The sequence below is a fragment of the Amycolatopsis sp. NPDC114503 genome (assembly GCF_055633655.1).
On the sequence record NZ_JBVKDT010000013.1, the window covers coordinates 16,100 to 32,134 of the forward strand.

7 protein-coding genes and 1 pseudogene are annotated in these 16,035 nt (G+C 70.2%); 7 read left to right on the plus strand and 1 reads right to left on the minus strand.

From position 1 onward, the window contains the following. Positions 1-243: 243 nt before the first annotated feature. Complete coding sequence (locus ACZ7OI_RS39185; protein ID WP_470269180.1) at positions 244-846, minus strand: TetR/AcrR family transcriptional regulator; 603 nt, start codon at positions 844-846, stop codon at positions 244-246. A 178-nt stretch (positions 847-1,024) separates the two neighbouring features. Between ACZ7OI_RS39185 and ACZ7OI_RS39190 the strand changes: the two genes are divergently transcribed. The 7 genes and pseudogenes from ACZ7OI_RS39190 to ACZ7OI_RS39220 all read left to right on the plus strand — a co-directional run bounded on the left by ACZ7OI_RS39190 (position 1,025) and on the right by ACZ7OI_RS39220 (position 16,025). Next, a complete protein-coding gene (locus ACZ7OI_RS39190; protein WP_470269181.1) occupies positions 1,025-1,444 on the plus strand; it encodes a hypothetical protein in 420 nt (139 codons plus the stop codon). A gap of 111 nt (positions 1,445-1,555) precedes the next feature. Then, on the plus strand, positions 1,556-1,786 hold the full coding sequence (locus ACZ7OI_RS39195) for a hypothetical protein (protein ID WP_470269182.1): 231 nt from the start codon (positions 1,556-1,558) through the stop codon (positions 1,784-1,786). A gap of 23 nt (positions 1,787-1,809) precedes the next feature. After that, positions 1,810-2,550 carry an ABC transporter ATP-binding protein gene (locus tag ACZ7OI_RS39200; protein WP_470269183.1) on the plus strand — a complete coding sequence of 247 codons (741 nt, stop codon included), beginning with the start codon at positions 1,810-1,812 and terminating at the stop codon, positions 2,548-2,550. Continuing rightward, complete coding sequence (locus ACZ7OI_RS39205; protein WP_470269184.1) at positions 2,547-5,102, plus strand: ABC transporter permease; 2,556 nt, start codon at positions 2,547-2,549, stop codon at positions 5,100-5,102. Before ACZ7OI_RS39200 ends, ACZ7OI_RS39205 begins: the two co-directional genes overlap by 4 nt. Positions 5,103-5,201: 99 nt before the next feature. Next, complete coding sequence (locus ACZ7OI_RS39210) at positions 5,202-6,074, plus strand: nucleotide disphospho-sugar-binding domain-containing protein (protein WP_470269185.1); 873 nt, start codon at positions 5,202-5,204, stop codon at positions 6,072-6,074. Positions 6,075-6,294: 220 nt separating this feature from the next. After that, positions 6,295-11,295: pseudogene (locus ACZ7OI_RS39215) on the plus strand (type I polyketide synthase); the annotation flags it as partial. Between the two features lie 41 nt (positions 11,296-11,336). Continuing rightward, positions 11,337-16,025 carry a type I polyketide synthase gene (locus tag ACZ7OI_RS39220; RefSeq protein ID WP_470269362.1) on the plus strand — a complete coding sequence of 1,563 codons (4,689 nt, stop codon included), beginning with the start codon at positions 11,337-11,339 and terminating at the stop codon, positions 16,023-16,025. Positions 16,026-16,035 lie beyond the last annotated feature (10 nt).

Consider the following 16,035-nt stretch of genomic DNA (forward strand, 5'->3'; position numbering starts at 1 on the left):
TTGACAAGCACCCGCCGTCCGCATTTGTGGCTTCGTATCGGGGTGCAGGGTGGGGGCTGGCTGCCTGGGTCAGTGGGGTGTGTCGGGGGCGGTTTGCGCGGGGCTTGGGTGTCTGGCTGGGGTGGGGTTCGCGGGTGCCGGTTGGGCGGTAGGTCCGTGAAGGAGTCCCTCACGACCGGCGACGTCCGTGAGGGGAACCCTGAGGGAATCAGGGGCTGTGAAGGTGGCCCTCACGGACGAGGGTCAGGGGAGCAGGGTGGCGATTCCGTCCAGGACTCGTTCCAGGGCGAAGTCTTCGGGGGCGGCGGCGGGGTATTCCCCAGCTTCTGCCAGCTCGGCCAGGTGCGGGTAGGCACCCTCGGCCAGGCGGGGTTGCAGGAACGCACGCACCTCGGCCGCGTACTCGGTGGATTCCGGTGAGTCCGGATCGGAGATCGTTCGGCGGCGGTCGGACGTGGCTCGGACTACTGCTGAGACCAGTTCAGCGCACGAGAGTGAGTCCACTGTGGACAAACCGGCCTCGGTGAAGATGGCCAGGAGTTGTTCGGTCCAGCGGAGGCGGTGTGGGGTCAGGCCCTCGCGGACGTCCAGCAGCCACGGGCGCGCCGCATATCGCTTGGTTGCGGCGTCGGCCCAGGTGCGGACGGCGGAGCGCCAGTCCAGGCCGACCGGAGGTTGCGGGGGTGGGCCGAAGCCGGCTTCGGCGAGGAGGATCAGCAGTTCGTCTTTTGAACTCACGTACCGGTACAGCGCGTTGGTCGTCAGCCCTAGTGCGGACGCGATGTTCGGCAGCGACGCGGCTGCCAGGCCTTCGGTGTCGGCCAGTTCGACGGCTGCCGTCACCACCGCTTCCACGGTGTGGGACGGCTTCGGTCCTCGGCGGGGGCGGGGGGCGCCTTCCCACGCTGGGGTCAGGCCCGGCGGCAGGGCTCGGGGATCGGGCTCGATCGGCATCTTTCGCTCCGGTACGTCTTTCAGTAAACTGTGCAAGTCTTACACTGATCTGGTCTGGGGGCGAGCCAACGTGAGCGAGACCAACCGGTTCGGGTTCGGGAAGGTCACCGAACTGGATCGGAAGCTGGCGGCTACCGAGGTCGAGCACGCTCGCTCCGAGGGGTTTTGCGACGGGCAGGAAGCGGCCCGCAGGCTGGCCCGGATCCGGCTCGCCGGGTCGCATGCGGCGTTGCGGGCCGCGGTCGAGGGGCGTGCTTCGGGGTCTCCGCCTCCTCTGCTTGAGGCCGCGCCGAAGCTCGCGTTCGGGCTTTGGGTGGTGGTCGTGGCGGTCAACGCGCTGATCTGGTTCGGGATCGGCGTGATCGGCGGGCAGTGGGATCCGCTGTGGCTGCTCTGGGTGCTGCTCGGCGGCGGGGTGCTGGTCGCGGGCGTGTGGAGCGTCCGGGACTTCGACCGGCGGGCGCGGACCTCGGCGGGCGGGGCGTCCTGAGCGGAACCCCTTCGCGAGGGCCTGGGGTTCCCCGATCGGCCGGGGTCCGCTAAACTGTTCAAGCCTTACACAATTAATCCCGACTCCGTCGAAGCCGTATTGGGGGGCCTCATGTCGGAGAGCACCGAGAAGACCCGCTCCGGGAGCGGACTCGCTCGCCGAATCGTCACGATCGCACTCGCCGCCATCACCGGCGTCCAGTTCGTGATCTGGCTGTTGATGAGCCTCATCAGCATGTCCTTCAAGTCGCCCTTCTGGCTGTGGACGCTGGGCGGGGGAGCGATCGTGCTCGCGGTCTGGTGGTCGCTCGAGCGCCGCGGTTCCGGGAACGGATCGGAGTGAACGACGTGCCCACCACTACTTCCGTGGCGACACCCGTCCAGCTGGACGCGGTGCACAAGACCTACGGCCGCGGCGAGAGCGCCGTCGAAGCGCTCGCCGGCGTGTCCGTCGCCTTCCCGGCAGGCACCTTCACCGCGGTGATGGGCCCGTCCGGGTCCGGCAAGAGCACACTGCTGCACTGCGCGGCCGGGCTGGACACGCCGACCTCGGGGCAGGTCACCCTCGTCGGGACCGACCTCAAGGGCAAGAACGAAACCCAGCTCACCGAGCTGCGCCGCGAGCACGTGGCGTTCATTTTCCAGTCGTTCAACCTGATGCCGGCGCTGAACGTGGAGCAGAACGTCACGCTGCCCACGCTCCTGGCCGGTCGCACGCCGGACAAGGCGTGGGTGGACCAGGTGATCGCGCGCGTCGGGCTGTCCCAGCGCGTGAAGCACCGGCCTGGCGAGCTGTCCGGCGGACAGCAGCAGCGCGTCGCGATCGCCCGCGCGCTCGCCGCCCGCCCGGCCGTGGTGTTCGCCGACGAGCCCACCGGCGCGCTCGACACCACCACCGCGCTCGAGGTGCTCGGCCTGATGCGCGAGCTGGTCAGCGCGGGCCAGACCATCGTGATGGTCACCCACGACCCGGTCGCGGCGTCCCACGCGGACAACGTGCTGTTCCTGGTCGACGGGCGGATCGTCACGCAAATGGCTTCGCCCAGCGTCGACGCGGTCGCGAGCACCCTGGCGCACCTCGGCGAGCAAGCGCGGAGGCAGCGGTGAGTTCGCGGCGAGTGGTGCTCGCGCTCGCGCTGTCGAGCCTCCGGTACCGCGCGGCGGCGTCGCTCGCGTCGTTCGTCGCCATCCTCATCGGCTGCGGTCTGCTGATCGCGTGCGCCGGGCTGTTCGAGACGGCGATCGTGCTGAAGGCGGTGCCGGAGCGGCTGTCCGCGGCGCCTCTCGTGGTCGGCGGCTCCGCCGGGTTCAAGCTGCCGGACGAGGAATCCCAGGTCGTCCCGTACGCCGAGCGTGCGGTGCTGCCCGAGGACCAGGTCGCGAAGATCTCCGCGGTGCAAGGCGTCGGACAAGCGGTGCCGGACGTGTCGTTCGCGACCGTGCTGCTGCACGACGGCGCGCCCGCCGAGTCGGGTGCGTCTGTCCTTTCCGGACACGGCTGGGATTCGGCTTCGCTGGGCGGATACAAGCTCACCGAAGGCGCGGCTCCGAACACGCCGGGCCAGGTCGTGCTCGACGCGACCACCGCGTCCGCGGCGGGCCTGCACGCCGGTTCGGCCGTCGATCTGGCGGTGAACGGGCAGCGGCAGTCGTTCCAGGTTTCCGGGATCGCGCAGCCTTCGCAGACCGTGCGCGCGCCCGCGTTCTTCTTCTCTGTCACGGACGCGCAGCGGTTCAACCCGCACCCCGGCACGGTCGGGCTCGTCGGCGTTTTCCCGGCGGACGGGGTCGACGCGGCGGACTTGGCGGGCAAGATCTCCGCGCAGGTTCCCTCGCTCACCGTGCTGACCGGCGACGACCGCGGTTCGGCCGAATTCCTCGGCGTGAGCGGAAGCCAGCTGCCGCTGATCCTGCTCGCGGCGGTGTTCGGCGGCATGGTGCTCGTCGTGATGGCGCTGGTGGTTTCCGCGACGATCAGCCTCACCGTCCGGCAGCGGCAGCAGGAACTCGCGCTGCTGCGGGCGACCGGGGCGACGCCGAAACAGGTGCACCGCATGGTCGTCATGGAGACGATGGCGGTCGGCGCGATCGCCGCGGTGTGCGGGGCATTCCTGGGCAGCCTGCTCGGAAACTGGATCTTCAGCACCAGCGGCTCGCTCGGCATCGTGCCGGACGAACTCGCCTTCACCCAGGACATCATCGCGTTCGCGGCCGGGATCATCGCCACGCTCGCGATCACTTTCGGCGCCGCGTGGCTGGCCGCGCTCGCCGCCGCTCGGGCCCGGCCCATCCAGGCGCTGGCCGAAGCGGCGATCCCGGGCGTCAAGGTGAACGCGATGCGCCGCATGGGCGCGCTGATCTGCGGTGGGGCCACGGTATTGCTCGCCGCGACCACGATCTTCATGCCAGCCGACACCGCGGCGGCGATCGGCGGACCGGCGGTGCTTACCGGCTCGATCGGCGTCGCGTTGCTCGGTCCGGAGATCATCGCCTGGGTGGTGGACCGGTTCGGCCCGTTCGTGCGCCAGGTCGCCGGCCGCGACGCCACGCTCGCGGTCATCAACACCCGGGCACGGGCGGTCGCGTTCGCCGCGGTGCTCACGCCGATCACGCTCGCCAGCGCGGTCGCGCTCGGCAACGTGTATTCCGAGACCACCGCGCAGAAAGCGCAGATCGCCGCGTATGCCGGGCAGCTGAAGGCAGACGCGGTGGTCACCTCGACCGCGGGCGGGTTCTCGCCGGACGAGCTCGCGCAGATCCTTAGCACACAAGGGGTTTCGACGTCGTCGCCGCTCGTCACCAGCTCCGGCTGGGTCGAGGATCCTTACGACGGCAACGGAAGCGACCCGTTGCGGCTGCTGGGCGTCGTCGCGCAGGACCAGGGCGGCACGGTGCTCGCCACCGAGGTCACCGAAGGCTCGCTGACGGAGCTGCGCGGGAATTCCGTCGCGTTGCCCGCGTCGGTCGCGGACAAGCTCGAGGTCAAGGTCGGGTCCAAGATCAAGATGCGGCTCGGCGACGGGGCACAGGTCCCGGTGACCGTGGTCGCGCTGCTGGACAGCCCGTCCAGCTACGCGAGCATGGTCCTGCCCGCGGATCTCCTGGCCGCGCACACCACCAGCGGCCTGGCGTCGCAGGTGCTCGTGCGGGGCGGGGACGCCAGCGCGATCGTGTCGGCGCTGTCCGACCGCGCGAAGGACTGGCCCGGCGTCACGGTCGGCGATGACAGCGCGCTCGCCGCGAGCTTCCAGGCGAGTGCCGACGTCGAGGCGCTGATCAACTACCTGCTGGCCGTGCTCGCCATCGCGTACGCCGCGATCGCCGCGGTGAACACGCTCGCGGTGGCAGTGCTGGCTCGACGGCGAGAGTTCGGCGCGCAACGGCTCGCGGGCGCGGATCGAGGGCAGATCCGGCGGATGCTGTTCGTGGAAGGCGGGATCGTGGCGGTGACCGGGCTGGTGCTCGGCATCGCGATCTCGCTCTTCACCGTGGTGCCGATGGCGCTGACCACCGGCGAGATCATCCCGTCCGGGCCGATCTGGGTGTTCCTCGGAGTGGTCCTCGCGATCTTCCTGATCGTGTGGCCGGCGACCGCGCTCTCGGCGAGGCTGGCGATGCGCCACAACGCCATCGAAGCGGTGAAAATGCCCGGCCAGTAACGGTTTCTAGGGGTACGCCGGGCCGGTCCGGGGTGGATAGTCTCGTCAGGACTGTCCACACCGGGCCGGCCCGGTTTTGTCGTATCTGGAGTGATCCCCATGCGTGTACTCCTGGCCGCGCCGTCGTCAACGGCCCGTCTGCACACCCTGGTTCCGCTGGCGTGGGCGCTGCGAAGTGCCGGGCACGACGTGAAAATCGCCGGACGTCCCGCGTTCGTCGAGGACATCCTCCGCACCGGCTGCGTCGCGGTCGAGCTGGAGGACGGCGACGCGGAGCTGACCGAATCCGCGGCACTGGCCGAGTTCGCGCACCTATGGCGGCCTGCGGTGGTGGTGTCGAACGCGCCTGCCGGAATTACCGCCGCGCGCACGGTCGACGCTAAGGCGGTTCGCGTGCTGGGACCGGCCGATGAGCCGGACGCTGCTGCGGACCTCACGCTCGATGTCGTTCCGCCTTCATTGCGGGACTCTCCCGGGCAGCCGCTGCGGCACGTGCCGTACTTCGGCCCAGTCGAGGTGCCGACCTGGTTACGCCGCAAGGCCCGGCGGGCTCGCATTCTCCTGTCGCTGAACGATCCGTCGTGGTACGAGCCGGTGTTTCGAGCAATGTCCGATGTGGACGCTGAAGTCGTCTGTGCGGCAGAGCTGCCCGCTGGTCTCGAATTGCCGCAGAAATTGAAGCTCGTAGACGCCGCGCCACCAGCCGCCGTATTGCCGACCTGTGCGGCGGTGGTGCACGACGGCGACGAGACCTTGGCGCTTGCTGCAGTGGCGTATGGACTGCCGCAGCTGTCGTTGACCGAGTCTGCTTTCGGCGCTCGCGTCACGGCAGCGGGTGCTGGGATTTCTGGTGTGGCAGAAGGGATTTCCCGATTGACGGGTGAAACCCTTCGTGCCGGTGCGAGCGCGTTGCGTGCGGAGGTGGCGGCGTTGCCGGCCCCTCGCGCGGTCGCCGCCGCGCTGGCCAGCTGAATGTGGGGCCGCTAGGGGTGGGGGCGCGCGGAGGCCGTCGGTAGCGTTCCCGACGTGGCACTTTCCACCCTTTTCGCGGTTAGGCGGGGCGATTGGCGTGAGTAGCGACATCCAGTCCGGGGGCGAGAACGAGCGCAAACTGCTCGCCTACCTCAAGCGCGCGACGACCGATCTTCGCGAGGCGAAGCGGGCATTGCAGGAAACGCGCGAGCGCGACGGCGAGCCGATCGCGATTGTCGGCATGGCCTGCCGGTACCCGGGCGGCGTCACGTCGCCGGAGGACCTGTGGAACCTCGTCGCCACCGGAACCGACGCAATCGGCGGGTTCCCGGAGGACCGCGGCTGGCCGCTGGACACGCTGTACGACCCCAGCGGCGAGCGGCCCGGCACCACGAACACCCGCGAGGCCGGATTCCTTTACGACGCAGCGGAATTCGACCCGGAGTTCTTCGGCATCTCGCCGCGCGAAGCACTCGCGATGGACGCGCAGCAGCGGATCCTGCTGGAAACCTCGTGGGCCGCACTGGAACGCGCTGGGATCGTGCCGGAGACGTTGCGCGGCAGTGAAACCGGGGTTTTCACCGGCGTCATGTACCACGACTACGCCGGGCACGCGGCCGCTGGCAGCGTCGTCTCCGGCCGGGTCGCTTACGCACTCGGGCTCGAAGGGCCGGCGGTGAGCGTGGACACCGCGTGCTCGTCGTCGCTCGTCGCGCTCCACTGGGCAGCCCAAGCACTTCGCCGCGGAGACTGTTCGCTGGCGCTGGTCGGTGGCGTCACGGTGATGGCCACGCCCGAAACTTTCGTGTATTTCTCCGAGCAGCGCGGGCTTTCCGACGACGGCCGGTGCAAGGCATTCGCCGCCGCGGCCGACGGTACGGGCTGGGGCGAGGGCGCGGGAGTCCTCGTCGTCGAGCGGCTTTCCGAAGCCCGCCGCAACGGTCACCCGGTGCTAGCCGTGATCCGCGGCTCCGCGGTGAACTCCGATGGCGCTTCTAGCGGTCTGACTGTCCCTAATGGACCTGCGCAGCAGCGAGTGATCCGCCAGGCGCTGGAGTCGGCCGGGCTGACCACAGCGGACGTTGATCTCGTCGAAGGCCACGGCACCGGCACTAAGCTCGGCGACCCGATCGAAGCGCAGGCGCTCCTCGCGACCTACGGCCAGGACCGCACTGAGCCGCTGTGGCTGGGCTCGCTCAAGTCGAACATCGGACACACCCAGGCCGCGGCCGGGGTCGGCGGCGTGATCAAGGTCGTGGAGGCGATCCGGCACGGCGTACTGCCGAAGACGCTGCACGTCGACGCGCCCTCGCCGCATGTGGACTGGTCGGCCGGCGAGGTCGAGCTGCTCACCGAGGCCCGCCCGTGGCCGGAGGTCGGACGCGCCCGTCGCGCCGCGGTGTCGTCGTTCGGGATCAGCGGCACCAACGCACATGTGATTGTGGAACAGGCCGAGCCTGTCGAGGAGGCCGCTGCGCCCGTCGAAGTGCCGGTGCTCGCGTGGCCAGTCTCCGCAGACAGCGCCGAAACCCTTGACGCTCAGGTGAACCAGCTCTCGGACCTCGAAGGCTCGCCGACCGATATCGGTTTCTCCTTGGCCACCACCAGATCCGCACTCGACCACCGCGCGGTGCTCGTCGGTGCCACGCGTGAGGTGGTTCGTGATCGCCGCACCAACGGCCGCATGGCTTTCCTCTTCACCGGCCAGGGCGCACAACGCGTCGGGATGGGAACCGAACTCGCCGCGAAGTACCCGGCGTTCGCAGAAGCTTTCGACGCCGTGTGCGCTGAGCTCGACCCGCACCTGGACCGTCCACTGAAGACAGTCCTTGACGATTCCGCCGAGCTGGAGCGCACTGGCTTCACCCAGCCCGCGTTATTCGCCGTCGAGGTGGCGCTGTTCCGGTTGTTCGCGTCGTGGGGGATCAAGCCGGACTTCCTGCTCGGCCACTCGATCGGCGAACTCGCCGCCGCGCACGTCGCCGGGATTCTCTCGCTTGCGGACGCGGCGGCGTTGGTCGGCGCACGGGCGCGGCTGATGCAGGCGTTGCCGTCCGGCGGGTTGATGGTGGCTCTCCAGGCGACCGAGGCCGAGGTCACGCCGCATCTGACCGACCAGGTCAGCATCGCCGCGATCAACGGTCCGGACTCGGTGGTGCTTTCTGGCACGGAGGAGGCCGTCGCCGCCGTGGTGGCGGAGTTCGACGGACGGAAGTCTTCGAAGCTCAAGGTGTCGCACGCGTTCCACTCGCCGCTGATGGAGCCGATGCTCGCCGAATTCGCCGTCGTGGCGGAGAAACTCACCTATGCGAAGCCGCAGATTCCGGTCGTCTCCACTGTCGGCGTAAACGAGGATCTGTCCACTCCGGACTACTGGGTGCGTCAGGTTCGCGCTGCAGTCCGGTTCCACGCCGGGGTCGAGAAGCTGGTGGACGAAGGCGTCCGGACGTTTGTCGAGATTGGACCGTCCGCAGTTCTCACCGCCGCCGCTCAGAACGGGTTCGACGACGACACCCTCGCCTTCGTTCCGGCCCTGCGCAGAGACCGTGGTGAAGCGATCACCGCCGTCACCGCGCTCGCGACCCTGCACGCACGCGGCGTCCCGGTCGACTGGGCCGCCTTCTACCCGGGCGCGCGTCGCGTCGAGCTGCCGACCTACGCCTTCCGCCGCACCCGCTACTGGCTCCCCGCCGACACGACCAGCGGCGACGCGACCGAGCACGGCCAGCGGCCCGCCGAACACCCGATGCTGAGCTCCGTCGTCCACCTGCCGGAAACCGACTCGGTGGTGCTGACCGGCCGGCTGTCCACCGCCAGCGTCGGCTGGATCGCCGACCACGTCGTGCTCGGCACGGTCCTGGTTCCCGGGACGGCATTTGTCGAGCTGGTGCACCGCGCCGCTGCCGAGGTCGGGTGCGCGCACATCGAGGAACTCACCCTCGAAGCACCGCTCACTCTCACCGAAAGCGCGGCGATCCAGGTCTCCGTCGAGGCTCCGGACGAGAACGGCCGACGCACGGTCACTGTCCACTCGCGACACGACAGCGCCGAAGCCTGGACCCGGCACGCCAGCGGTTTCGTCGCCCCGACTACGGAAGCGCCGTCGTTCGACCTCGCCGAGTGGCCGCCCGCCGGTGCCACGAAGGTCGAGCTGGACGACCCGTACACGACCCTCGCCGCACTTGGCTACGACTACGGCCCGGCTTTCCAGGGCCTGCAGGCGATGTGGCAAGACGGCGAAGTCATCTACGCGGAGGTCACGCTTCCCGACGGTGCCGAGGCCCGCGACTATGGCGTCCACCCCGCTCTACTCGACGCCGCCATGCACGCGCAACTCCTCGGCCCGGCCCCCGAGGGCGGTGCCGAGCCGATGCTGCCGTTCTCCTTCAGCGGCACCACAGTGCACTCGCCGGGAGCGTCGACGCTGCGAGTCCGAGTCGCTCCGGCGGGCACCGACACAATCACTCTGCAGATCGCCGACGCCACCGGCGGCCCGGTCTTGACCGTCGAGGCTCTCGCCGCACGGGTGCTCAAGCTGGCACCCGCGAAAGACACGCTTCACCGGGTCACGTGGGAGTCCGTCGAGAACCTCGGCGAACAGCACGACTTCCGCGTCCTCGAAGTGTCCACATCGGAGCGTCGAGTGCCGGAAGCGGCGCGCGCAGTCGCCGCGAAGGTGCTCGCCGCGATCCAGGAAACCCTCGACGGCGACGGTCGGCTCGCGGTGGTCACGCGCGGAGCGGTGTCCGTAAATGGCGAGGACGTCGATCCGGCGCTGGCCCCGGCGTGGGGCCTGGTCCGCGCCGCTGCGGCGGAGAACCCCGGCCGGTTCGCGCTGGTCGACGGCGATCCTGACACAGCTCTGGCGACCGGCGAGCCCGAAGCGGCGGTCCGAGACGGCAAGGTCTTCGCCCCGCGATTCGCCACCGTCGCCGCGGAACCGACCGAACTGAACTGGGACAAAGTCCTGGTCACCGGCGGTACCGGCGGACTCGGCGCGGTCGTCGCCCGGCACCTGGTGACCAAGCACGGTGTGCGAAACCTCGTCCTGACCAGCCGTAGGGGAGCGAACGCACCCGGTGCGGCCGAACTGCGCGACGAACTGAGCGAACTCGGCGCGACGGTCGCGGTCGAAAGCTGCGACGTCACCGACGCGGAGTCCGTGCGGAACCTGCTCGAAGCCGTCGGCCCACTTTCCGCAGTCATCCACGCGGCAGGCGTGCCGTCGGCCGGCCGCATCGAAACGCTCACCGAGAAAGAAACGGCCCGCGTCTTCGCGCCGAAGGTCGACGGTGCCTGGAACCTGCACGAGCTGACGAACGACCTCGACGCGTTCATCCTGTTCTCCTCCGCCGCCAGCACGGTCCTAGCGGCCGGGCAGGCGGGATACGCCGCGGCCAACGCCTTCCTCGACGAACTGGCCGAACACCGTCGTGCACAAGGACTTCCGGCGACGTCGCTCTGCTGGGGCGCGTGGTCCGAGGACGGCGGCATGGCGGGCGAACTGTCCGAAGCGGACTTCCGCCGTCTCCGCCGCCTGGGCACGCCGCCGATGGCGACCGCCGAAGCGCTCGCCTTGCTGGACGCGAGCCTCGCCTCGATCGAACCCGTGCTCGCTCCGGTCCGCCTGGACCAGGCCGCGCTGCGCGCCCGGACCGACGACCTCCCGCCGGTCCTCCGGGGTATGGTTCGCCGCCCGGCCAAAAAGGCTCCGGCCGCGACAAGGTTGGCGACCGTGCCCGAGGCCGAACGCGAGGAGTACCTGCTGGGCCTGGTGTCCGAGCAGGTCGCGGCGATCCTCGGCTTCGCGAACGCCGCGGCGGTCGAGCCGGGGCGCGCGTTCCAGGAGATGGGGTTCGACTCCCTCACCTCCGTCGAGCTGCGCAACCAGCTCGGCGCGCGGACCGGTCTGAAGCTGACCGCGACCATCGTGTTCGACCACCCGACGCCGGCCGCGCTGGCCAAGCGGTTGCACGAGCTGCTCGGCGTGGGCCGCGGCCCGGCCGAACCGCTGCTGACCGAGATCGACCGGCTGGAGACCCTTCTCGGGGGCGCGGCCGGAACGCTGAACGGGTCGACCGCGAAGGTCGCCGCGCGGCTGGACGCCTTGGTGCGCAAGTGGGCCGACGCGCACGCCGGAGCCGAAACCGAAGCCGATCTGGACGAGGCCACCGACGACGAGCTGTTTGCCGTCCTGGACGACGAATTGGGCATCTCATGAACGGGCAGACCATGAGCAACGAGGACAAGCTCCGCGACTACCTGAAGCGTGCGACGGCCGATCTCAAGCAGGCCCGCCGCCGGCTGCACGAGCTGGAGGCGCGCGACACGGAGCCGATCGCCATCATCGGCATGAGCTGCCGCTACCCCGGGGGCGTGCGGACGCCGGACGACCTGTGGGAGCTCGTCGACGAGGGCCGCGACGCGATCGGGGAGTTCCCGGCCGATCGCGGCTGGGACATCGAGGGCGTCTACGACCCGACGCCCGAGCGGCCCGGCAAGACCTACACCCGGCACGGCGGTTTCCTTTACAACGCAGCGGATTTCGACGCCGAGTTCTTCGGCATCAGCCCGCGCGACGCCCGCCGCGCCGACCCGCAGCAGCGGATCCTGCTCGAAGCGTCCTGGGAGGCGTTCGAGCGCGCCGGGCTCGACCCGCACGGGCTCAAAGGCAGCTCGACCGGCGTCTACGCCGGCGTGATGTACCACGACTACAGCGGCGGCAGCCCCGACGGCAGCCTGGTGTCCGGCCAGGTTTCCTACACCCTCGGCCTCGAAGGACCGTCGGTGTCGGTGGACACCGCGTGCTCGTCTTCGCTGGTCGCGCTGCACATGGCCGCGCAAGGGCTACGTCGCGGCGACTGCTCGCTCGCGCTGGCGAGCGGCGTCGCGGTGATGGGCACGCCGGAGATGTTCGTGGACTTCTGCAGCCGTCGCGGTCTCGCGGCGGACGGCCGGAGCAAGTCGTTCTCCGACGACGCCGACGGCACTTCGTGGGCGGAAGGCGTCGGCGTGCTGGTCCTGGAGCGGCTCTCCGATGCACAGCGCAACGGGCACCGCGTGCTCGCGCTGCTGCGCGGTTCGGCGGTGAACCAAGACGGGGCCAGCAACGGCTTCTCCGCGCCGAACGGTCCTTCGCAGGTTCGCGTGATCGAGGCCGCGCTCGTGGACGCTGGGCTGTCAGTGTCCGATGTGGACGCTGTCGAGGCGCATGGCACGGGAACTGCGCTGGGTGACCCGATCGAAGCCCAGTCGCTGCTGGAAACCTACGGACAGCGCAGCAGCGGTGCGCCGCTGCTGCTCGGGTCGATCAAATCGAACATGGGCCACCCGCAGGCCGCCGCTGGCGTTGCGGGCGTCATCAAGATGGTGCAGGCGCTGCAGCACGCCCGGCTGCCGAAGACGTTGCACGTCGGGACGCCGTCGAAGCACGTCGACTGGACGTCCGGCGCGGTCGAGCTGCTCACCGAACCGCAGGCGTGGCCCGAGGTGAACCGGCCGCGGCGGGCGGCGGTGTCGTCGTTCGGCGTGAGCGGGACGAACGCGCACGTGATCCTGGAGCAGGCCCCCATCGCGGAGGAAGCCGCAGCTCCTTCGGCGCCCGTTTATCCGCTGGCTCTGTCGGCGAAGACGCCCGTCGCGCTGGCCAACGCCGCCGGGCAACTGGCTGGCGTGGACAGTGACCTCGCCGACGTCGTACACACGCTTGTAGCCGGTCGTGCGCCGCTGGACCACCGCGCGGTCGTCGTCGCGCAGGACCGCAAGCAGGCTGAGGAAGCGTTGCGCGCCTTGGCTTCCGGAGCTTCGCGTCCAGACGTGATCACTGGAACCGCGGACGTGCGCGGACGTACCGTCTTCGTCTTCCCGGGCCAGGGTTCACAGTGGACTGGGATGGCGCTCGACCTCATCGAGCAGTCCCCGGCCTTCGCTGCGCGAATGTCCGAATGCGACACGGCGCTGCGGAAGTTCACCGACTGGTCCGTCATCGAGGTCCTGCGCGGCGAGCCGAACACGCCTCCGGCCGACCGGGTCGACGTCGTACAGCCGATGCTGTGGGCGGTCATGGTTTCGCTGGCCGCGCTGTGGCGCGCGCACGGCGTCGAGCCGGACATGGTCATCGGCCACTCACAGGGTGAGATCGCCGCCGCGACTGTCTCAGGTGCACTGTCGCTTGAGGACGGTGCGCTGGTGGTTGCGCTGCGCAGCAAGGCGATCGGCGACATCCTCGGCGGACGCGGCGGCGGCATGCTCGCGGCGGGTCTCCCGGCAACCGAGCTGGAAGAGCGGCTCGGCGCGTGGGACGGCCGGATCTCAGTCGCCGCCGACAACGGCGCGACGTCCGCGGTCCTGTCCGGTGACACCGAAGCCCTCGAAGAGCTGCGCGACCAGCTGGTGGCTGAAGGTTTCCGCGCCAAGCTGGTCCCGGTGGACTACGCGTCGCACTCGGCGCACGTCGAACACCTCTCGGACCGGCTGCTCGCCGATCTCGGCCCGATCCAGCCGATGCGCGGCGACGTCGCGATGACCTCCACGGTGACCCTCGACGCGGTCGAAGAGTCCACTGTGGATGCCGCGTACTGGTTCGCCAACCTCCGCCGCACGGTCCGGTTCGCTCCGGTCGTCGCTCAGCTGGCCGAGGCGGGCTACACGAGGTTCGTGGAGATCAGCCCGCATCCAGTGCTGGCGATGAGCATCCAGGAGACGCTGGACGAAACCGGACACACTGGTTCGGTCGTCGGCACACTGCGGCGCGACGAGGGCGACCTGACCCGGTTCGCCACCTCGATGGCGGAGTACTCGGTCCGCGGCGGTTCGGTCGACTGGCTCTCGCTGGTCCCCGGCGGCCAGATCGTCGACCTGCCGACTTATCCGTTCCAGCACAAGCGTTTCTGGCACGAAGAGGAAGCAGCTGCCCCCGAAAGCTCAGCCCCGGTAGCCGACCAGGAGTTCTGGCAGGACGTGACCGGCGGCGACGTCGACGCGCTCGCCACGAGGCTCGGCGTCGGGACCGGCCCGCTCGCCGAGGTCGTCCCGGCACTGGCCGCCTGGCACAGCCGCCGCACTGAACTGTCCACGGTGGACTCTTGGCGGTACCGCGTCTCGTGGGCCCCGCTGTCCGGCGTTGCCAGCGGACTCACCGGCAGCTGGCTGATCGTCGTCCCGGCCGGGGTGGCCAAAGCAGCTGACCTGGCGGATTCGCTGGCCGAACAGGGCGACGTCGTCCGCCTGGTCGCCACCGACTACAACCGCGCGGCCTTGGCCGAACTGCTCGGCGAAGCAACCGCAGTCCGTCCGTTCGACGGCGTTCTCTCGCTGCTCGCCTTCGACGAGAACCCGACACTCACCACCATCGCACTGCTACAAGCGTTGCGGGACAACGAGATCGACGCTCCGGCGTGGGTCGTCACCCAAGGCGCGGTCGCCGTCGACGCCTTCTCTGACGCCGACCCCGAAGCCGCGTCGGTATGGGGCCTCAGCACCGTGGTCGCCCTGGACCAGCCTGGCAGCTGGGGCGGTCTGGTTGATATCACCGATGCATCAGACGCCGCGAAGCTCGCCGCCGTCGTGTCCGGCATCAACGACGAGGACCAGGTCGCGATCCGGCCGTCCGGAGTCTTCGCGAAGCGGATGGTCCACGCACCGCTCGGCCCGGATGTCGCCGAGCCGTGGCAGCCGCGCGGCACCGTGCTCATCACCGGCGGCACCGGCGCGGTCGGCGGCCACGTCGCGCGCTGGCTCGCCGCACGAGGCGCGGAGCACCTGGTGCTGACCAGCCGTCGTGGCCTCGAAGCCGAAGGCGCGCGCGAGCTGGTGGAAGAACTGTCCGATACCCGCGTCACCGTCGTGGCCTGCGACGTCGCCGACGAGGCGGCGCTGTCCAAACTGCTCGCCGAGCACCCGCCGACCGCCGTGGTGCACGCCGCCGGAGTGCTGACCCGCGAACCCGCGCTGGTCGACGTCACGCCGGAGGAGTTCACCGCCGCGATCCGCGCGAAGGTCACCGGCGCCGCGCTGCTCGACCGGCTGCTCGGCGACACCGATCTCGACGCGTTCGTCCTGATGTCTTCCGGCGCCGCGGTGTGGGGCACCTCCGGCCAGCCCGCCTACGGTGCCAGCAACGCCTACCTCGACGCGCTGGCTCGACGCCGTCGCGCAGCCGGACGTACCGCGACCGCGGTGGCCTGGGGTTCCTGGGGCGGTGGCGGGATGGTCGACGCGGACGCGAGCGATCTGTTGCGCCGCATGGGATTGGCCGAGATGGACCCGCGGCTGGCCGTCGAAGCTCTCGGCCAGGCGCTCGACCACGACGAGTCCCAGCTGGTCGTCGCGGACATCGACTGGGCAGCGTTCGCACCGGTCTACCAGCTCGCCCGGCCCCGCCCGCTGCTGCGCGGCATCCCCGAGGCGGCGGCGGACCAGACCGACGCCGAACCGGTCGGCGCGGGCGACCTCGCCACCCGGCTGGCGTCGCTGAGCCCGGCCGAACAGCGCCGGACCGTGCTGGACCTGGTGCGCGGCGAGGTCGCTGCGGTCGCCGGATATGACGACGGCGGTGCGGTGGAACCCGCGCGGGCCTTCAAGGAACTCGGCTTCGACTCGGTGACCGCGGTCGACCTGCGCAACCGGCTCGGCGCCGGCACCGGGCTGAAGCTGCCCGCCACGGTCGCGTTCGACCACGTCAACCCGCAGGCGCTGGCCGAGCACCTGTGGAGCCAGCTGTGCGCGGGCGAGACGGAGGTCCCGCTCGAGGCCGGGCTCGACCGGCTCGAAGCGGCCGCCGCCGCGCTCGACGCCGCGGAGATCGACCGGTCCCGCATCCTGCCCCGGCTGCAGGCGGTCGTCGCCGCGCTGCACCAGACGCTGTCCGGCGGCCAATCCGGCGCCGAAGCGCTCGAAGCGGCCACCACCGACGAACTGTTCGCCCTCATCGACGACGAGCTCGGCGCCTGACCACCCGCCC